At 57.9% G+C, this 15979-nt stretch carries 11 protein-coding genes; 3 read left to right on the forward strand and 8 right to left on the reverse strand.

The window, feature by feature from the left end; genetic code table 11:
• Window positions 1-16: 16 nt before the first annotated feature.
• From BMY54_RS09385 to BMY54_RS09420, 8 genes are all read right to left on the reverse strand, one after another.
• Entirely contained in the window at window positions 17-1438 is a 1422-nt protein-coding gene (locus BMY54_RS09385) for an efflux transporter outer membrane subunit (RefSeq protein ID WP_093431283.1), read from the reverse strand.
• Window positions 1435-4614: an efflux RND transporter permease subunit gene (locus BMY54_RS09390; RefSeq protein WP_093431285.1), complete on the reverse strand. Its 3180-nt coding sequence runs from the start codon at window positions 4612-4614 to the stop codon at window positions 1435-1437. Before BMY54_RS09390 ends, BMY54_RS09385 begins: the two co-directional genes overlap by 4 nt.
• A 15-nt stretch (window positions 4615-4629) precedes the next feature.
• Complete coding sequence (gene mexE, locus BMY54_RS09395) at window positions 4630-5883, reverse strand: multidrug efflux RND transporter periplasmic adaptor subunit MexE (protein WP_093431287.1); 1254 nt, start codon at window positions 5881-5883, stop codon at window positions 4630-4632.
• Window positions 5884-6155: 272 nt separating this feature from the next.
• Window positions 6156-7895: a dipeptidase gene (locus BMY54_RS09400; RefSeq protein ID WP_093431289.1), complete on the reverse strand. Its 1740-nt coding sequence runs from the start codon at window positions 7893-7895 to the stop codon at window positions 6156-6158.
• Between the two features lie 242 nt (window positions 7896-8137).
• Window positions 8138-8653: a hypothetical protein gene (locus tag BMY54_RS09405; protein WP_093431292.1), complete on the reverse strand. Its 516-nt coding sequence runs from the start codon at window positions 8651-8653 to the stop codon at window positions 8138-8140.
• Window positions 8650-9384, reverse strand: a complete 735-nt coding sequence (locus tag BMY54_RS09410; RefSeq protein WP_007914925.1) for an alpha/beta hydrolase family protein — start codon at window positions 9382-9384, stop codon at window positions 8650-8652. Before BMY54_RS09410 ends, BMY54_RS09405 begins: the two co-directional genes overlap by 4 nt.
• Window positions 9385-9388: 4 nt before the next feature.
• Window positions 9389-9886 (reverse strand): PAAR domain-containing protein, encoded by a 498-nt coding sequence (locus tag BMY54_RS09415; protein ID WP_007914923.1) that lies wholly within the window; start codon window positions 9884-9886, stop codon window positions 9389-9391.
• Between the two features lie 338 nt (window positions 9887-10224).
• A complete protein-coding gene (locus tag BMY54_RS09420; RefSeq protein WP_093431295.1) occupies window positions 10225-11139 on the reverse strand; it encodes a LysR family transcriptional regulator in 915 nt (304 codons plus the stop codon).
• A 270-nt stretch (window positions 11140-11409) separates the two neighbouring features.
• Between BMY54_RS09420 and BMY54_RS09425 the strand changes: the two genes are divergently transcribed.
• The 3 genes from BMY54_RS09425 (at window position 11410) to BMY54_RS09435 (ending at window position 15896) form a co-directional block, all read left to right on the forward strand.
• Window positions 11410-12432, forward strand: a complete 1023-nt coding sequence (locus BMY54_RS09425; RefSeq protein WP_016983050.1) for a zinc-dependent alcohol dehydrogenase family protein — start codon at window positions 11410-11412, stop codon at window positions 12430-12432.
• 547 nt (window positions 12433-12979) lie between these two features.
• Window positions 12980-14446, forward strand: coding sequence for a hypothetical protein (locus tag BMY54_RS09430; RefSeq protein WP_093431298.1), 1467 nt, complete (start codon window positions 12980-12982; stop codon window positions 14444-14446).
• 49 nt (window positions 14447-14495) lie between these two features.
• Window positions 14496-15896 (forward strand): aminotransferase-like domain-containing protein, encoded by a 1401-nt coding sequence (locus BMY54_RS09435; protein ID WP_093431301.1) that lies wholly within the window; start codon window positions 14496-14498, stop codon window positions 15894-15896.
• Window positions 15897-15979: the final 83 nt, after the last annotated feature.

Here is a 15979-nt window from a genome sequence, read left to right on the forward strand (position 1 = left end):
GCTCTTTAACAATCGATTACTTGCTGGCGACAGTCTCCGGTTGCCAGCCGCCGCCAAGGGCCTTGTAGATCGCGACGATGCCGCGATACAGGTCGACTTCGGCCTGGGCCTGACTGTCTTCGGCGTTCAGACGTTCACGCTGAGCGTCGAGCAGTACGAGGAAGTCCGTGGTGCCTTCGCGATAGCGGATTTCAGCCAGGTCAGCAGCCTTGCGGCTTGATTCACTCTGACGGATCAACGAGATCAGGCGTTGCTGACGCTTGCCGTAATCGCTGAAGGCGTTTTCCGATTCTTCCAGTGCCAGCAGCACTTGTTGCTCGTAAGTCGCCAATGCGCCTTCGGCATCAGCATCGGCGCCACGCAAACGCGCGCGCACGCTGCCAAGGTCGAACGCTGCCCACGTAATGCTCGGGCCGAGTGCCCAGGCGTTGGCCGCCGAGGAACCGATCTGCGAACCACGCCCGGCCGTCCAGCCGAGGAAGCCGCTGAGGCTGACCCGTGGGAACAGATCGGCTTTCGCCACGCCGATACGCGCCGTGGCCGAAGCCAGTTTGCGTTCGGCGCTGAGAATGTCCGGACGACGCTGCAGCAGTTCGCCCGGATCACCAATCGGCAAGGCCTTGGCAATCGCCGGCAAGTCTTTTGGACTCAGATCAACGGTCAGCTTGTCCGGACGCTCACCGAGCAGGGTGGCGATTCGGTTTTTCTGCCGAACCTGTTCAGCCTGCAATTGCGGCACAGTGGCTTCAACGTTGGCCAGACGCGCATCCGCGCGCTCGACATCGAGCTGATCACCGACACCGGCGTCTCGCAGGCTGATGGTGATCTTGCGCGACTCTTCCTGGTTTTTCAGGTTGGCCACGGCGATTTTTTCGCGCAACTGGGCACCACGCAGTTGACCGTAAGCGTCTACCAGTTCGGCAATCATGGTGACTTGCAGTTGGTACAGATCGGCTTCGGCCGCTTGCTGGTCGGCGTCGCTGGCTTCCAGATTGCGCTGAATGCGGCCAAACAGGTCCAGCTCCCAGGCCATGTCCAGACCGAGGTCATAGCGTTCGCTATTGACCCGGTCGGTGGTCTGGCCAGGGATTTGCCCCTTGGCCAGATCACTGCTGGCGCGGCTGGTGATGGTCGGCATCGCATCGTTGCTGGCGTCGTCGCGGATCGCCCGGGCGGCTTTCCAGCGGGCGAACGCCACGCGCAGTTCACGGTTGCCTTGCAGTGATTGGGTCACCAACTGGTTGAGGGTCGGATCGTCGAATTGCTGCCACCAGATGCCTTCGAATTTAGAACGGTCGAAGTTCTTTTGCCCGGCGGCGCCGTCGGTGGCGGCCTTGATATTGGCTGCCTCCGTGGCTGGGGTCTTGTAGTCGGGGCCGACGGCGCAGGCACTGAGGGCCAGCACCAGCAGACTCGGCAGGAAGACTTTCAGACTCATTGTTGCGCCTCCAGTTTCAGAGCTTTGGCCGCTTTGCGGGCTTCGCCGCGTTCGACAAAGTTACGGATCAGTACGTAAAACACTGGTGTCAGCAACAGACCGAAGAAGGTCACCCCGAGCATGCCGGAGAACACCGCCACACCCATGGCGTGACGCATCTCGGCACCTGCACCGCTGGAGAACACCAGTGGCACCACACCCATGATGAACGCGAAGGAGGTCATCAGGATCGGCCGCAGACGCAGGCGGCAGGCTTCGAGTACCGCCGCGAGCGGATCGAGGCCTTCTTCCTGTTTGTCCTTGGCGAACTCGACGATCAGAATCGCGTTCTTACAGGCAAGTCCCACCAGTACGATCAAGCCGATCTGGGTGAAGATGTTGTTGTCACCGCCCGAGATGATCACGCCGGTGATGGCCGACAGCAGGGTCATCGGTACGATCAGGATCACCGCCAGTGGCAGGCTCCAGCTTTCGTATTGAGCGGCGAGCACCAGGAACGCCAGCAGTACGCAGAGCGGGAACACGAACAGCGCGGTGTTGCCGGACAGGATCTGCTGGTAAGTCAGGTCGGTCCACTCGTAGGTCATGCCGTTTGGCAGTTCATCCTTCAGCAGTTTCTCGATGGCTTTCTCGGCCTGGCCGGAGCTGTAGCCCGGGGCAGCCGCGCCGTTGATTTCTGCAGTGATGAAGCCGTTGTAGTGCATCACGCGATCCGGACCCGAGGTGTCGCTGACCTTGATGAAGGTCGCCAGCGGGATCATTTCGCCTTTGTTGTTGCGTACTTTCAGCTGACCGATCTGATCGGATTCGAGGCGGAACTGTTGCTCGGCCTGAACGTTGACCTGATAGGTGCGCCCGAAGCGGTTGAAGTCGTTGGCATACAGCGAACCCAGATAGATCTGCAGGGTGTCGAAGATGTCGCTGACGGCCACGCCGTGAGTCTTGGCTTTTTCACGGTCGATGGCGGCATCGACCTGAGGCACGTTCACTGTGTAGCTGGTGAACAGCCCGGCCAGTTCCGGCACGCTGTGGCTTTTGTTGATGATGTTCATGGTCTCTTTGTACAGCTCGTCGTAGCCCAGGTTGCCCCGGTCTTCGATTTGCAGGCGGAAACCACCAATGGTGCCCAGACCTTGTACCGGCGGTGGCGGGAAGATCGCCATGTACGCCTCTTGAATGTTCGCGTACTGGCCGTTCAAGGCTCCGGCAATTGCACCGGCGGACATGCTCGGATCTTTACGTTCGTCGAACGGTTTCAGGGTCACGAAGACGATGCCGGCGTTCGGGCTGTTGGTGAAGCCGTTGATCGACAGGCCCGGGAACGCTACGGCGCTTTCCACGCCTGGCTGTTTCAGCGCCAGGTCGGACATGCGCTTGATCACGTCTTCAGTGCGATCCAGGCTAGAAGCGTCCGGCAATTGCGCGAAAGCCACCAGGTATTGCTTGTCCTGGCCGGGTACGAAACCGGTCGGGGTGCTGGAGAAACCGAAGAAGGTCAGCACCATCAGGCCTACGTACAGCAGCAGGGCGATGCCGCTGCCACGGATAACCCGGCGCACGGTGCCGACATAACCATGGCTGGCACGGTCGAAGAAACGGTTGAACGGACGGAACAACCAGCCACCGAAGATCTTGTCGAGCACTTTGGAGAAGCGGTCTTTCGGTGCGTCATGGCTTTTCAGCAACACAGCGGCCAGTGCTGGCGACAGGGTCAGCGAGTTGAACGCCGAGATCACGGTCGAGATTGCAATAGTCAGTGCGAACTGCTTGTAGAACTGCCCGGTGAGGCCGGAGATAAACGCGGCCGGAATGAACACCGCACACAGCACCAGAGCCGTGGCAACGATCGGGCCGGTCACTTCACGCATGGCGCGCTTGGTGGCTTCGACCGGATTCAATCCGAGCTCGATATTGCGCTCGACGTTCTCCACCACCACGATGGCGTCGTCCACCACGATACCGATCGCCAGTACCAGACCGAACAGCGACAAAGCGTTGAGCGAGAAGCCGAACAGGTGCATCACCGCAAACGTACCGATCAACGACACCGGCACTGCCACCAGCGGAATGATCGAGGCACGCCAGGTTTGCAGGAACAGGATCACCACCAGCACTACGAGAATCAGCGCTTCAAAGAGGGTGTGAACCACCGCCTCGATCGAGCCTCGCACGAAGATCGTCGGGTCATAGACGATGCTGTAATCCATGCCTTGCGGGAAGTTTTTCTTCAGCTCGTCCATCTTGCCGCGAACTTCGTTCGAGATGTCGATGGCATTGGAGCCTGGGCGCTGGAAGATCGGAATGGCCACTGCCGGCTGGTTGTCCAGCAACGAACGCAGCGCGTATTGGCTGGAGCCCAGCTCGACGCGAGCGATGTCTTTGAGGCGAGTGATTTCACCGTTGTCGCCTGCGCGAATAATGATGTTCTCGAACTCTTCCTCGGAGACCAGACGGCCCTGCGTGTTGACCGACAGCTGGAAGCTCTGGGCATTCGGGGCAGGAGGCGCACCGAGTTGACCGGCCGCGACTTGACGGTTCTGTTCACGAATTGCGGTGACCACATCAGTCGCCGTCAGATTGCGCGAAGCGGTCTTGTTCGGGTCAAGCCAGACACGCAGCGAGTAGTCGCCCATACCAAACAACTGCACATCACCAACACCGTTCAGACGAGCCAGCTCATCCTTGATGTTGAGGATTGCGTAGTTGGACAGGTAGAGCATGTCGTAGCGCTTGTCCGGGGAGGTCAAGTGCACAACCATGGTCAGGTCGGGCGACGCTTTGTCGACGGTGATACCGATGCGCGTCACTTCTTCGGGAAGTTTCGGCTCGGTACGGGTCACCCGGTTTTGCACCTGCACCTGCGCATTGTCCAGGTCAGTGCCCAGGGCGAAGGTAATGGTCAGGGTGATCTTGCCGTCGGCGGTCGACTGCGAGGACATGTACAGCATGTTCTCGACGCCGGTGATGGCCTGCTCCAGCGGAGCGGCCACGGTTTCACCGATGACTTTAGGGTTGGCGCCCGGGAAGTTGGCACGTACCACCACGGTGGGTGGCACGACTTCCGGGTATTCGCTGATCGGTAGCTGGAACAGCGAGATTGCACCGGCGATCAGGATCAACAGCGACAGCACCGCTGCGAAGATCGGCCGTGAAATGAAGAATTGGGAAAAATTCATCGGAGTTGTCGTCCCTTAACCGCGTGGGGTCGTAGCGGCCAGCTTCACAACCGAACCAGACGCGCCTTTGGCAGGAGCGACTTTGGGCAGGTTGCTGGCTTCCAGCGCTTGACGTTGTTGAGCGAGTGCCGCGATGGTCTGTTCGCTGGCCATCGGCACCACTTCAGGGGTAACCGGGGAGCCAGGACGAACCCGTTGCAGACCCTTGACGATGATCGTGTCGTCCTTGTTCAGGCCGGTACGGACGATGCGCAGGCCTTCGATCTTCGGACCCAGTTCAACGGCGCGGTACGCGGTTTTGTTGTCCGCATCCATCACCAGTACGAACTTCTTGCCCAGGTCAGTGCCGACCGCTTCATCGTTGATCAGCATGGCGTTGTAGGTGCCGCTGCCGACCAGTTTCAGGCGTGCGTACAGGCCCGGGGTGTAGGTGCCATCGCTGTTGTCGAACACCGCGCGACCACGGATGGTGCCGGTTTTCGGGTTGACCTGGTTATCGACGAAGTTCATCTGACCGAGGTGCGGGTTGCCGTCTTCGTTGGACAGGCCCATGTACACCGGGGTGGTCGCGCCGCGCTGACCGTTACGGGCGAGTTGGGTGTATTTGAGGAACACACGCTCGTCGGCGTCGAAGTAGGCATAAACACGGTCGGTGGAAACCACACTGGTCAGCGGCGTGGTGTCGGCGGTCACCAGGTTACCGGCGGTGATCTCGGCACGGCTGACGCGGCCACTGATCGGCGCGGTGACGCGGGTGAAGCTGAGGTTCAGTTTGGCCAGATCCAGTTGCGCTTGCAGGGCACCGACGGCGGCGCGGGCTTCTTGAGCGGCGCTGGTGCGCGAGTCAGCCAGTTCGGCGGAAATGGCGTTGCTGGCACGCAGGCGTTCACCACGACCGGCTTCGTTTTCACTGCGGGTGGCGTTGGCGCGGGATTGAGCGACCAGGGCTTCGAGGCGGCGTACCTCAGCCTGGAATGGACGCGGATCGATCTGGAACAGCAGGTCGCCTTTCTTGACCAGTGCGCCTTCAGTGAAAGCGACGTCATCAATCTGGCCGGAGACCCGTGGACGGATTTCAACGGTTTCCGGCGCTTCGAGGCGCCCGGTGAATTCGTCCCACTCGTTGACCGGTTGCTCGAGCACCTTGGCCACGCTGACTTTCGCAGCGGGCATAGTGGCGGCAGTCTCCGGAGTCTTGCCGCAGGCGCTCATCACCAGTACGGCCAACATGGCCAACGGGAAGCGCAAATGTTTGAGTGACTGTTCCATGGATGCATCCGCCAATGTATTGAAGATGGGCGGATGATGCTCGGCGGGGTGTGATGGCACGAATCGAATGAAGCAAAGGTAACTATCATTCGGAATGATATAAGACCCGAACGAGCCCTCTAGCATGCACCTTTCGTTAGGTGGCTATCAATCTCTCTGAGGGCAATTCTGTGTTGCCCGGTGTGCAAAAGTCAGGAGAGAAGCTGCACTGCGGGGATTACGCGGGGATTAAAAATGCCGAACCCGCCACGGCGGCGGGTTCGACAATGCGGTCAGAGTTTCGGCAACTGGCCGATGCGTCCGATCATTTCAGTCACGATCTGCAGATCCAGCTGGAATTGCTCCACAGTCTTGAACTCGCCATCGGTGTGACCGGTGTATTTCACGTTCGGCATGGCCAGACCAAACTGCACACCGTTCGGCAATTCATGCACCGAGGTGGCGCCAGCGGAGGTGCCGAACTCGTGTTTCATGCCCAGATTTTCAGTCGATACCGCCAGCAGCGCCTTGACCCACTCACCTTCAGGGTTGCGGTACATCGGCTCGGCGATCGAATAGTCGAAGGCAACGGCTACATGGCTCTTTTTGCTCCACGCCGCCAGTTTCTCAGCGATTTCAGCTTTGAGCTTCTCCGGCGACTTACCTTTCGGAACGCGCAGGTTGACCGCGAGTTTGAACGCTTTTTCGTCCATGCCGACGTAGGTCAGCGAGGTAGTCAGCGGCCCCATGAAGGCATCGGAGAAACCGACATTCAACTTGTTGCCCAGGTAATCCAGACCCCAATTGTCGGCAGCGTAACGTGCGGCATCGGTGATGTGGTTGTGCTTGAACGCGACTTTGCCATCAAGGCTATTGATAAAGACCAGCATCCGCGCGACCGGGTTTACCCCGGATTCGGGCTCGGAGGAGTGCGCAGATACGCCAGTCACGGTGAGTTTGACGTCTTTGCCGTCGACCTTGGCGCTCACCTGGAAATCGCCGCCATTGCGCTTGGCAAACTCGTCACCGGCCTTTTGCAGACTGGCGGCCAGTTCCGCAGGCTTGTCGGTTACCAGGGTGGCGACCGACGCCGACGGAATCTGGTTGGTTGCCAGGCCACCGGTCATCGAGATGATTTCCGCGCCTTTGCCTTCACCTTTGCGCTTGGCAAAGTTGGCCATGACGGTGCCGTAGCCTTTCTCGGCAATCACCACCGGGTAGCCGCCGTCCAGCGCCAGGTTGTAGTTTGGCGTCGGGTTGCGTTCGAAGTAGTAAGGGATCGCGTCGCCCGTGGTTTCTTCGGTGGTGTCGACCAGCAACTTGAAGTTGCGCACCAGCGGCAGTTTTTCTTCCTTGATGACTTTCATGGCATACAGCGTGACGACGATACCGTTCTTGTCATCCTCGGTGCCGCGACCGTACATGCGATCGCCGATCAGGGTGATCTTGAACGGGTCGAGGCGAGTGCCATCCTTGAGCACCCAGTTTTCCGGCGTCACCGGCACCACGTCGGCGTGCGCGTGAATACCAACCACTTCATCACCGCTGCCATCGAGGGAAATCTCGTAGACGCGGTTGTCGATGTTGCGGAATTTCAGATTGAACGACTCGGCGAGACTTTTGATCTTCGCGGCGATCTTGATGAATTCCGGGTTGTCGTGCTGCTCGACGCCGTCCTTGCGAAAGGTCGGGATTTCCACCAGTTCGCGCAGGGTTTCAGTGGCGGCAGCGCTGTATTTCGCTCGCGTGTAGAGACCCAGCAGACGATAGATTTCGTTCTGCTGATCGGCGTTTAAAGTCTTGTTATCGAGATAGGCGCCAATCGCCGGACCAATGTTTGCGGTTTTCGCCAGATCGCTCTTGCTCAGGCTGCCGAGGAACTGACGGAAGTCTGTGGCTTTGTCTGCACTGTAAGTCTTGAGAATTTCAGCGCTCTGCTGCGGGGTGATATTGGCTTGCGCGGGCGCCGTGAACACGGCAAGACCGGCCAGCATCAACGTGGTGGCAGCCAGTTTTTTGAAAGGGACATTCATTACGAAGGGCATTCCTTTGCAGGGCAGTGAGTTAGGCGTGTCTCAAGGTTGAGACACATACGCTTACAACCTAACACCGTGTCAGAGCCTTGCGGGAGTCCTGAAAGGGGATGTGTCGCACAAAAATGCAAAAGAGGCGCACAAATGAAAAAGCCCGGGGAAGGTTTCCGGGCTTTTTTATGGGGGCTCACCTGACGACCAGCGCTTCTCCAAATCCTTGCGCCAGGTTCAGCAAAGCGCGGCTATCTGAAGATCTGTTCAATCATGATCCTGGAGGGGATGAATAACGTGTTCGTGTAATAGGCCTCATACCCATAGGCGGTTATGCGAACTTTGCACGGGATCGAAGTTTGCGACGTCAGCAACGGTTTGATGGCGTCGTAGTCATTCAAGTCGCGTTGCGTACCATCCGGATTGGTGTAGTAGAAGATCAGGTCGGAGGAAAACTTGTAATTGGGCCTGGCTTGACCGCTTGCGTTCACTCGCCCTTCGGCTTTTACCGCGATTGAATGCTCGGATGAGAACTCCATGTCGCGATTGAGAGAGCAGATCAGGGTAGGGTTGAGCTGGTTGGAGTTTTCGTAATCATTGAAAGCGTTCTGCAAATCCACAGTGGAGTTGAAGTGGGCCGTGAACAGATTGGCGGGGCCGAGTTCAAACGACGATAGCGTGAGGTCGGCGGGCGGAATGCTGGCCGTTTTTACGCAGCCGGTGCAGAGTAGAACGCCCAGGTAAATGACCGCGCGGAAGCTGTTCATTGGCCGAAAATACCGTTGATTGAGTCAAAAATCAGATCGCAGGCGGACTTCGTCCCTTGCACAGGTTCTATAAACATCCAGTCAGCAGATGCATGGTGCCTATCAATGGTCTTGTTGATGGTCGGACCAGACTCGATCATCCAACGCTCCCCGAATTCTGCGACACCGTCAGATTGGTCAGGTGTACTGGCGTTGGCCCGGATGTTGATCCATGTTTCAGCGACAGGCGTTGGCTCCGAAAAATAGATGTCGGAACCCAGCCATACCAGGAATCCTTCACCCACTGGATCGAGTGTCACCAGATATTTGATGGTGTAACCGGCTTCGGAAAGGATCTGTGACAGATGTGCGCCGTTCCATCCGCCGAGGCTGTGGCCGACGATGTAAACCGGACAGGATTTGCTGGGAATGTTGTCGATGAAGTGAGTCTGGATATCGCCGGAACCCCTTGCATCCTTATAACTTTTAGGGAACCCCGTGTATTTCGCCGGCAGCTTGGCGCTGCCCGCAATTTTGCCGTCGAGCTGTTTTTTTGCGTCGTCGATATTGTGGAACGCGCCTTGAAAATAGTATTTCTCTTGGTCGGCAGCCCCACCAATGAAAAAAACGATCGCCTTCTTTACGGGAACGGGAGCCGTCTTTACCGACTGATCCTTCACGAGTGTTAACGTCGGCGTGACGGCCAGACTCGCGGTATTTCCATTGGGAAGCTGGATTTGCTCTGCCGGCATGTTTTCAATCTTCCAGAAATAGTTTGAAGGTTTCTGCCACGTGTGAACTCACGACGTGAGTGAACCCCAGCGAATCACTGGTGCCGTACTCGAAACTGCCGTCCGCGCGCTGAATCGCGTAGGCATGATTAGGCATGGGCTCACCGGTGCTTTCGTCGATCAATTTGATCTTGTCGCTGAAGTGCACCGGCATCGGCAGCAGACCGCTGAAAGGTGCCGAGACGAAGGTGTCGCCGATGATGACTGTTCCGGAACCGCCCACAACGATGTTGCCGTGTCCGCCCGTGCTGTCGATCGTCGCAGCATTCAAACCATTGATGAAAACGGTCGAGCTGACGCCTCCCGTGATCGGACTGCCACAAGCGGATTTGTCGGTCATCCGGGCGGCAGCAAGCCCGTCAAAGTTCACATTGGGCGAGCCACTGGCAATGGGATTCGTGCCATGTCCCGGAAGAGGGCAGCTAGTGGGGTCCGTGAGGCGTGCAGCAGGTTTTCCGCTCATGCGAAGTTCCGTTTCAAGAGGTCAGATCGGGCAGCCGTGATGAATAGCCGTATCGTAGAACAGCCAGGGCTGTTCGCTGGATCGACAGCCTTGGTGGTCGTAGTAATCGGGAATGGTGAGGATGTGGTGTCAGCTCTGCGAGACATTGACCCCATGTGCATCCGGACGGATGCGAGTGTTCGCCTTCAATCACACCGGTGGTGTTTGAAGAGGCGAGGGGCACAAGCGCTTGCATACGTGAAGTACGCATCAAATTTTACCGTCCCTGGAAATTTCGTTGCGAAGAATGCCGCAAGCTACGCTTGCGTTCAATAATATTCAGAACTGCCAGCGCGGATTCACAGGCTATCTGGATCGCCGAAAAACATCTGAATCCGCGACCGCAACCACCGCTCACCCGGATCATTATCCTGCGATCCACGCCAAGCCATGTGCAGTTCAAACGTGCGCGTCGGCAACGGCGGATCTTCCGCCCGAACCCCACCAGCCGCCGTCAGCGCATCCGCCGTGTAATCCGGTACGGTCGCCACGATGTCGGTGCCCGCGAGCAGCGTACTCAAACCATTGAACTGCGGCACCGCTAGCACCACATGCCGCTTGCGCCCCAGTTTCTCCAGCTCTTCATCAATAAAGCCACTGAGATCGCCAGCAAACGACACCAGTGCATGTGGACGCGCGCAGTAGTCATCCAGGCTCAACGGCCCCGGCACGGTATCGGCGCGCAGCAATTTTGGCGCGCTGCGGCGCAGGACCTTGCGCTTGGCGTTGGCCGGCAGGTCTGTGGTGTAGCTGACGCCAATGGATATCTCGCCGGAGGCCAACAGGCCCGGCATCAATATGTAATTGACGCGACGGATCACCAGCACGATTCCCGGTGCCTCCGCGCGCAGGCGCTTCAGCAGCATCGGCAGCAGGGCGAACTCGACGTCGTCGGACAGGCCAATGCGAAAAACCGAGGTGCTGGTTGCCGGGTCGAATTCGGCCGCACGGCTGACGGCGGTCGAAATCGAATCGAGGGCCGGCGAGAGCAGGGCGAAGATTTCCACCGCGCGGGCGGACGGTTCCATGCTGCGCCCGGTGCGTACAAATAGCGGGTCATCGAACAGGCTGCGCAGGCGCGAAAGGGCCGCACTGATTGCTGGCTGACCGAGAAAGAGCTTTTCTGCCGCCCGGGTCACACTGCGTTCGTGCATCAATGTTTCGAATACGATCAACAGGTTCAGGTCGACACGACGCAGGTCATTACGATTCATCTGGAGTCCTGGCAGAGTCATCAAGCTTGACGAGAGCAGCCATATGAGAACAATGGCCGGCATGAATCTTACGGGGAAAGACTGGTACTCTGCACCGGAAAATTCAGCTTGAGTGAGACGTTGGCAGTAGTTTTTTCATGGATTTTGCCAATGCCGCCCCTGGTGCGGAATCAATGACAGGCATGTCGACTATTAATAGCCACTGATAGTCTTGGGTCAAAAGCCCAGATAGAGTTCAGGGCATTAGAGGTTACTTTGACGAGGTTTGCGATGTCCCGCACGATCCGTTTTCACAAGTTTGGTCCGGCCGAGGTGCTCAAATGCGAAGAGCATGCGGCCGCTCAGCCAGGTCCTGGCGAAGTGCAGGTGCGTGTCGAGGCGATCGGCATCAGCTGGTATGACACCCTTTGGCGTCAGAATCTGGCCTCGTCTCAGGCGCGACTGCCTGCGGGTCTTGGTCACGAGATGGCCGGTGTGATCACCGCTGTCGGCGACGGTGTCGATGATCTGGCAGTGGGTGACAAGGTCGCCAGCTTTCCGGCTGAGAGTGCGAACGACTACCCGGTCTACGGCGAATCGATTGTACTTCCGCGTACCGCGCTGACCCGTTATCCGGATGTGCTCAGCCCGATCGAAGCCAGCGTGCACTACACGCCGCTGCTGATCGCCTACTTTGCCTACGCCGATCTGGCGCGGGTCAAGCCGGGGCAGTTCGCGCTGGTCACTGACGCCAGCCATTGCGCCGGTCCTTCGTTTGTCCAGTTGGGCAAGGCGATGGGCGTGCGGGTGATTGCCGCGACCAAGGAGGCCGAGGAGCGCGAGTATTTGCTGTCGCTGGGCGCTGAGAAGGTCATCGTCACCGAAGAGGAAGATCTGTTGATGCGAATCAACAAGATCACCGACAACCGTGGTGTCGACGTGGTGTTCGACGGTCTCGGTGGCCCGCAGATGTCGCTGCTGGGCGATGTGCTGGCGCCACGTGGCAGCCTGGTGTTGTACGGTTTGCAAGGCGGCAACCAGACGCCATTCCCGGCCTGCGCAGCGTTCCAGAAGAACATCCAGTTCTTTGTGCACTGCATCGGCAACTTCACCGGCAAGCCGGAATTGGGCATCACTCAGGATCACGTCGCCTTGCAACGTGCCTTGCGTGACATCAACCAGTTGACCGCTGACCGCGTGCTGCTGCCGCTCAAGACGCGTGTATTTCCGTTCAACGAGTTCGTCGAAGCGCATCGTTACATGGACGAATGCCCATGCCGCGAACGGGTCGCTCTGCAGGTCGAACCGGCGTAAGCCCCTTTAATCAGAGTCCGTGGCCCCACGGACTCTTGTGCGTTTATCCTCCCCTGAAAACCGAGCTCCCTGGCGCTATGCCCGGGTCCGTTCAGCAACTGAACTGGTTTTTGCTCTCTATCTGTATCTTCTAATCACAATATAAGCCCTGATAATTGAATGATTACTTTCATCTCAAGGAATGAGCCATGTCTGTGCATTCAATTTGTCCTGTTCGATATAACGCGTCGAAAACCGTTGATCGCGGCAACTTTTGTTTAATTGTTGTAGGGCTATTCGGAAACTGCTTCTCTTTTTCTTGTGCTCACTTGGCGTGGGACTCTGTGGGAAATTTCCTAGGACTGCGTTCCGAAAAAAATATCCCAGTAATTACAGAGGTTTGAGACCGTTTTTGAGCGGCGGAAGGCGCTTTGTCAGTTCAAGTGTTTCAAATAACTTCAAACTTGTAAGTGTTAGCATCTGAGCGTCTATTACTTATTGATCAATTGTCGCTGGGCTGATGTGTCAGTCTGCGCGGCATGAAACTTTTTATACCGGGTAAATACCGATGAGCACGATCCATGATCAGGCAATGAACTATGTCTACCAGCAAGTATTGCAACGTTTGCTGAGTTTCTTCTCGCGCGCAGAACGCACGGCGCTGCAACTGCTGATCCAGCGACTGGCAGTGGCCGCCGGCGGCATGGAGAACATCGGTCATTTCAAGGTGCTGGTGAACCAGTCAGGGTCGCGCGACAGTTGTTACACGCTGGCGTTACTGCGGGCGGCGCAGTTGACCATCGCTGGCCGTTCACCCGCGACCTTTCAGTTGCGGGTGGCCAACCTGCGCTGGAACGGCAGCAGCCAGGTGTCCCTGCAAAACATGCATCGCAGCTACAGCGCACTGTTCCTGTATGACGATCCCCGGGTAGAACTGGTGATGGTCGACCACCGCGAGGTATTGCCGTTTGATCACCAGCTACCCATAAGCGAAGCCGGGCGCGAGGCCAACCGTATCAACCTGCTGCTGATCGGGCATCGTCGAAGCTGGAACGAACCACTTGAGCTATGGGATGACGCTTATCTGGCAACTGCCGAGTTCTATGGTCAGGTGGCCCGCTGGAACAATGGCGTCGATGCCATGGTCGGCAGTGAGTCCCCGCGTCGACAGAGCCACTTCCTCGAAGGGCTGGGGCGTGCCGCGCAGAAGGCTGAGATTGCCGCGCCGCCGGAGAGTTCTTGCGGCTTTGAAATGCTGTTTACGCTGCTCGACGGGCTGGGCGGTGATTATTACCGTGAGTTTTATCCCGAAGAGGAGCGGGTGGCGTGGCGTCCGGAGGGTCAATTCGAGGCCTGTCGGCGTACCAGCTTTATCAGTATCAACGACATGATTGTCGGCAAACTCGAAGAGCGCTGGCCTTTGTTGAGTGATTTTCTAGGGTTTCAGGTTGACGATCTGACGCTTTATCAAGGTGATGACGAACACGTAGAGCCTAAGGTGGCTGCACATTTACGAGGTTTGCAGGCGCAACTCATCGAGGAGCGGAACTATGAGGACGGCGTCGGTGATTACCTCAAACGCAGCCTGATAACGATGCGGCAAAAACAGGTCCCTGAACCGGTATGCGAACAGTTGCTGGCCAGCTTCGACAATTTGCAGGAGCCCGGGAATCTGCGCGCCCAGGCGGAAAGCTCTCTGCTGGCCAGTTTTGAACTGAATGAAATCCAGCTGACGTGCCTGTTGTTTTCACCGTTCATTAACGCGGGGGCCGGACTTGAGCGATTTTTGCGTAATTGTCACCCCGGCATGTTGGTGGCATTGCCGGATCTGCACCGGGCGATGCAGGGCCTGCATGCGCCGGAACAGGTGATGAAATGGATGACGGATGTCAGTGGGCTGCCGGTCAGGTTGATTGTGCGTTTGTATGCAATGGGGGCGGTTCGTATGTCTGCGCCTGGAGATTCGGCCGCGCAGAACCTCGGTGCGGTTGACGCGGCGGCCGAGCCGACCGCTGATCGATCGGCGGAAGGTTGATCGTGAGCCGCTTGCCTGGAGATGAACCCATGCCCACGGATACGGGGTTGTGAAGGGGTCGAGGGAGAATGACTTCGTTTATCAGGCGGTTTATCGATACCTGACGCTGCTGATAGATGAGGCGGGGAACGGTGGGGCGGTGCGCCTGCCCTCACTCCGGCAATTGTCTGACCGGCTCAATGTGTCGATCTCGACCGTCCAGTACGCCTACTCGCTGCTGGAAAAGGAAGGTCGAGTCTATTCAATTGCCAAGTCCGGGTACTACGCGCAAGCGCTGCACATGATGGATTCGCCGGATAGCGGCAGTGATTTGCTGGAAACCGTTTACGTCAATGCCAGGCGCCCGGGCATGTGCGTGCTGAGCGCCGATGAGCCGGCCTCGCTACAGCCGCTGGATAGCCCGTTATTGATGTTGGAGCGGGAATTGCTGCGTCAGTACCCGCGTCAGCCACATGCGTTGGTGCAACCTTGTGGAGAGCTGGAGTTGCGCACGGTGCTGGCCGCCCGCTACACCTCATCCACGGCCAATTACTGGCGTGCGGATGACGTCTATATCGGCGCCGACCTGCGCGGTGTATTGGAAATTCTGATTTCCGTGCTTGAGTTGCGTCGGGCCACCGTGGTCGTCGAATCGCCCTGTGACTGGGTGATCCTGCGTCTGCTGGAGGCCGCCGAAGTACGGGTCATCGAGTTGCCGCTGCTTCCCGGGGGCATGATTGATCTTCAGCGGCTGGAGTCGGTGCTCAAGAGCGAGACGGTGCGTTTGATGCTTTTGTCGTCAGTGTTGAGCATGCCCCGGGGCAGTCTTCTACCGCTGAGCAATCAGCAGGCAGTCGCGCATTTGCTTGGCCGTCATGGTACCTGGGTGCTGGAAAACGATTGTTACAGCGAACTCCATGAAGGCAATGACGCGCAACGGATGCGCGACTGGCTGGACCCCGATCGTTTAGTGGTGTTTTCCACGTTCGAAAAGTTCGTCGGGGCCGAGGCGCCTTTCGGTTATGTGCTGTCGCGTCATTGGCGCAGTGAGTTGCAGCGGCATTTCCTGTTGCGCGCGTTTCGGTTGTCGCCGATTCGCCAGAAAGCCATTGCCAGGTTGTTGGGGGGAGGCCGACTGGATCAGCATTTATTGGTACTGCGGCGAATGCTCAAGGAGCGTCGTACGCAATTGATCGAATTGTTGCGCGAACGTCTTGGCGATGCGATGCAGGTTGTCGAACCCGAGGGTGGCGCGACCGTGTGGGTACATTCGCTGCGACCAGTGAACATGGCGCAGGTCTTCCAGCGATTGCTCAGACAGCAGATCGTTATTGCACCTGGTGAGCTATTCAGCCTGCAAAGCCTGCATGCGCACCATCTGCGGTTGAGCCCGCTGAGCCATGGTGAGCATGACCTGGCCAGTGTGGTCGGGCTAATCGGTGACGCCTTGCGCCTTGCACCTGCTGACTAACGTTAAAAAACATCGGGAGAGTCCCGGATAGATCCCATCGCACTGCGGTCAAACTGCCAGTAAACTGCGCTCTATTCCTGAAC

The organism is Pseudomonas sp. ok266 (genome assembly GCF_900110195.1).
Taxonomy (GTDB): Bacteria; Pseudomonadota; Gammaproteobacteria; order Pseudomonadales; family Pseudomonadaceae; genus Aquipseudomonas; species Aquipseudomonas neuropathica.

Coding starts and splice junctions, on each gene's coding strand:
- BMY54_RS09385 (WP_093431283.1), bottom strand. CDS start 1,438: ATGAGTCTGAAAGTCTTCCTGCCGAGTCTGCTGGTGCTGGCCCTCAGT.
- BMY54_RS09390 (WP_093431285.1), bottom strand. CDS start 4,614: ATGAATTTTTCCCAATTCTTCATTTCACGGCCGATCTTCGCAGCGGTG.
- mexE (WP_093431287.1), bottom strand. CDS start 5,883: ATGGAACAGTCACTCAAACATTTGCGCTTCCCGTTGGCCATGTTGGCC.
- BMY54_RS09400 (WP_093431289.1), bottom strand. CDS start 7,895: ATGAATGTCCCTTTCAAAAAACTGGCTGCCACCACGTTGATGCTGGCC.
- BMY54_RS09405 (WP_093431292.1), bottom strand. CDS start 8,653: ATGAACAGCTTCCGCGCGGTCATTTACCTGGGCGTTCTACTCTGCACC.
- BMY54_RS09410 (WP_007914925.1), bottom strand. CDS start 9,384: ATGCCGGCAGAGCAAATCCAGCTTCCCAATGGAAATACCGCGAGTCTG.
- BMY54_RS09415 (WP_007914923.1), bottom strand. CDS start 9,886: ATGAGCGGAAAACCTGCTGCACGCCTCACGGACCCCACTAGCTGCCCT.
- BMY54_RS09420 (WP_093431295.1), bottom strand. CDS start 11,139: ATGAATCGTAATGACCTGCGTCGTGTCGACCTGAACCTGTTGATCGTA.
- BMY54_RS09425 (WP_016983050.1), top strand. CDS start 11,410: ATGTCCCGCACGATCCGTTTTCACAAGTTTGGTCCGGCCGAGGTGCTC.
- BMY54_RS09430 (WP_093431298.1), top strand. CDS start 12,980: ATGAGCACGATCCATGATCAGGCAATGAACTATGTCTACCAGCAAGTA.